Annotated in this window: 4 protein-coding genes; 2 read left to right on the forward strand and 2 right to left on the reverse strand. The window is 41.6% G+C overall.

Going from position 1 to position 3,603, the window contains the following annotated elements; genetic code table 11:
* Positions 1-321: Uma2 family endonuclease (locus tag O9290_RS00265; protein ID WP_288086574.1), on the forward strand; the 321-nt coding region annotated here is incomplete at its 5' end.
* A gap of 77 nt (positions 322-398) precedes the next feature.
* Here the strand turns inward: O9290_RS00265 and O9290_RS00270 are convergent.
* Complete coding sequence (locus tag O9290_RS00270; RefSeq protein WP_002757365.1) at positions 399-866, reverse strand: DUF29 domain-containing protein; 468 nt, start codon at positions 864-866, stop codon at positions 399-401.
* Between the two features lie 99 nt (positions 867-965).
* Positions 966-1,565, reverse strand: a complete 600-nt coding sequence (locus tag O9290_RS00275) for a Uma2 family endonuclease (RefSeq protein ID WP_012265011.1) — start codon at positions 1,563-1,565, stop codon at positions 966-968.
* 370 nt (positions 1,566-1,935) lie between these two features.
* Here O9290_RS00275 and O9290_RS00280 point away from each other — a divergent pair, with 370 nt between their 5' ends.
* Positions 1,936-3,531, forward strand: a complete 1,596-nt coding sequence (locus O9290_RS00280) for an Hsp70 family protein (RefSeq protein ID WP_288054958.1) — start codon at positions 1,936-1,938, stop codon at positions 3,529-3,531.
* Positions 3,532-3,603: the final 72 nt, after the last annotated feature.

The following is a 3,603-nucleotide window of genomic DNA, read 5'->3' on the forward strand; positions in this document are numbered from 1 at the left end:
GATCGCTCTCCCGATGCTGCTTGGATACCTTTAGAAAAATGGCAAGCTTTAACCCCACAACAAAAGGAAAGATTTTTACCTCTATCTCCCGATTTTGTCATTGAATTAATGTCTCCTAGTGATAGCCTAGAAACTACTAGGAAAAAAATGCAGGAATATTTAGATAATGGGACTCGTTTAGGTTGGTTAATCAATAGAAAAACGAGAGAAGTAGAAATTTATCGTCAAGGACAGGCAGTAGAAATTTTAACTAATCCAGAGAGTTTATCGGGGGAAAGTATTCTGCCAGAATTTAGTTTAAATCTTACTTTGATTTGGTAAATCAGAGGTAGTGATTGCCGTTTAACGCTTTGCTTTGTTGGGCATTGTCTTCATCGATAAAATACCGAACTTGAGTTTTAAGGAAGATAGTCAGAATCAAGGATTTCTGCAAGGGTGAAGGGTGATTCAATCGGGAATAAATCAGCAGAGAGAAGATACTTTCTTACAGTATCTTCTCTGGCTGCTTGGTAACAATCTATCCAGATTTCAGGAATCAATCTTCTCAGACTTGGACTCTCTTTTAATAAGCGTTGAACTTGTCGGCGTTGTTCAACAATTGTGCTGCGCCATCCTTGAGCATTTGCTTCCTTTTCAGTTAGCCAGTAAGTCAATTTAAGCAAATGTTCGGCAATGACGGTTAAGCGACTTTCTAGTTCTCGTTTTTCACTCCTTCCCATCGTTTCAATTTCTTCGATCAAATTTTCCAGGTCTAATTTTTCAAAACGATGTTCTTTGAGTAAATTAGCGGTTTCTTGTAACCATCGGTAGAAATCTTCTTGATAAAGACTTTTACCTGAGGAGACTAAAGACTTTTCGATGCTCATTTGATGATGACCTAGAAAAAAGAATTCTTAGATAATTTAGAAGCGAATCCCCGATCTCAAAAAGATTGGCAGAATATCGCAGGATGACCCCTTAAAACATCAGAGCTTTAAATTTAAGCTAAAATTGGGTAAAACATCTTCACCCGATAAATCAGTGGGATTTTCTAATATTTCTACCTCTTTTCCTTGACGATAAATTTCAACTTGCCGATTCTGGGGATCGATTAACCAGCCTAACCTTGCGCCATTTTCCCTATATTCGAGCAGTTTTTTCTGTAATTTGTCAAGACTATCGGATTCAGAGCGCAATTCCACCACAAAATCGGGACAGAGGGGAATAAATCCCTTTTTCTGCTTAGGGGTTAAAGATTCCCAGCGTTCTCGACTCACCCAAGATAGATCAGGAGAACGAATCGCCCCATTTGGTAGTATAAATCCGGTGGAAGAGTCAAACCCGACTCCTAAAGCTTCGTTTTCTTCGCACCAGCGACCCAGTTGAGTCGTTAAGCTAAAATTACGCTGTCCTGATTCGCCACCTGTCGGGGGATTCACGATTAATTCTCCTTGGGCTGTACGTTCTAATTTTAAGTCACGGTTGACCGCAGCAAGGGCTTCAAACTGTTCAAGGGTGATAGAGAGAGCGATCGCGCTAGGAATTTCTAAGGAGAGGGTTTCGGGTGAGGTGGTAACTGCTAACATAGTCTTTTGATCCAGTGCAACTTATACTAAGTAGGTGGGTGTTAAAAATTGTCAGATACCCCCCTTATCAAGGGGGGCAAGGTAGGGTTGATTCATGAATCAACCCTACCCTGAATCAACCCTACCCTGAATCAACCCTACCCTGAATCAACCCTAGGGGCAGGGGGGATCAAAGACAAATCTATCTTCAATTTAATTGAAACCACTTACTATTAAAGATTATTTGTCAAGTTTCTGCACAGAATTCTTTAGCTTGCGCTGAACAAATTCCCGATTTTTTGGGGAAACTTCCACCTCGATCGGGCGGTTTCACTAAATAACAGGTTACAATAGCCAATAATTAACTAAATTTACCTAAAAACTATCGATCGTGTTCTACGCTATTGATTTCGGAACCAGTAATACCGTCATTACTCGTTGGAATGGGGCGACAAATAGGGCCGAAACCGTGAAATTATCGGAGTTATCCCAACAAATAGCCGACAATCCCCCCCTAATTCCCAGTTTACTCTATATTAAATCAGCCAATCCCCTGCAAGTAATTGCCGGTCAAGCGGTACGGGATCGGGGTTTAGATAGCGATCGAGATCCGCGTTTTTTTCGTCGCTTTAAACGAGGTATCGGGGCAAAAATTCAAGGATTTTTACCGGAATTAGAGGAAACTGTCCTCAGTTTCGAGGGGGTTGGCCAATGGTTTCTCGATAGCATCATCGACAACTTAAAAAACACCACCCCGGAAACCCCCCAATCTCTAGTTTTAACCGTTCCCGTCGATAGTTTTGAAAGTTACCGCAATTGGTTAAGCAATGTTTGTCAGGGATGGGAAATCGAACAAATTCGCCTAATTGATGAACCCACGGCCGCCGCTTTGGGTTATGGAACCACGGGTGATCAGGTGATTTTAGTGGTAGATTTTGGCGGTGGCACCCTCGATCTTTCTTTGGTACAATTAGATTTAGATAATCCTCAAAAAAATCAAGGTTTTATTCTCAAGTGGGGAGAAAAACTTTTAGGCAATAATTCCGCCCAAAAAACTAAACTAGCGAGAGTTTTAGCCAAGGCGGGGACAAATTTAGGGGGGTCAGATATCGACGATTGGATTGTCGATTATTTTGCCCAAAAGCAATCTTTAGCGAAAACTTCCCTGACTACTCGTCTAGCAGAAAGATTAAAAATTAAACTTTCTTCCCAATTAACCGCCGAGGAGGTATATTTTGATGAGGAAAATTTCGAGAGTTATGAGTTAAGCTTAGATCGAGAACAATTGACCGATATTCTCCGACAACAAAACTTTTTTAATCAATTAGATGATTTAATGACGGGAGTTTTGCAACAGGGAAGACGCAATGGAATTGAAGTTAGCGACATCGATGCGGTGTTATTAGTTGGGGGAACTGTACAAATTCCGGCGGTAAAAGATTGGGTGCGACAGTATTTTGATAGTAGTAAAATTAAAGAGGATCGACCCTTTGAAGCGATCGCTTTGGGAGCGTTACAATTAGCCCAAGGTTATCAAGTCAAGGATTTTCTCTATCATAGCTACGGCATTCGTTACTGGAATCGTCGCAAAAATGCCCACGCTTGGCATCCAATTATTAACTCTGGACAACCCTATCCCATGGAAAAACCCGTGGAATTAGTCCTAGGTGCTTCCGTGGACAATCAACCTAGCATTGAATTAATTATCGGCGAATTAGGGACGGAAAGGGGGGCAATGGAGGTCTATTTTGATGGTGATAAATTAATTACTCGTTCCCTCGGTAATGGAGAAACTAGCGTTCAACCCTTAAATGATCGCGAGGGGGCCCGATCAATCGCTAAACTCGATCCTTTAGGTTTTCGGGGTAAAGATCGCATTAAAGTGCAGTTCTGGATTGATGATCAGTGTTTCCTGCGGATTAATGTGGAAGATTTACTCAGTCAAGAATTGTTACTAAACAATCAAATTGTCACCAAATTAAGCTAGGGTTTACGGCAAAAAGTTGCTCGTGGGGGCAGGGTGTGGGGTGTAGGGTGTGGGGTGTGGGGTATAGGGGGA

The organism is Microcystis sp. LE19-41.2A, from assembly GCF_027530405.1.
GTDB lineage: Bacteria > Cyanobacteriota > Cyanobacteriia > Cyanobacteriales > Microcystaceae > Microcystis > Microcystis aeruginosa.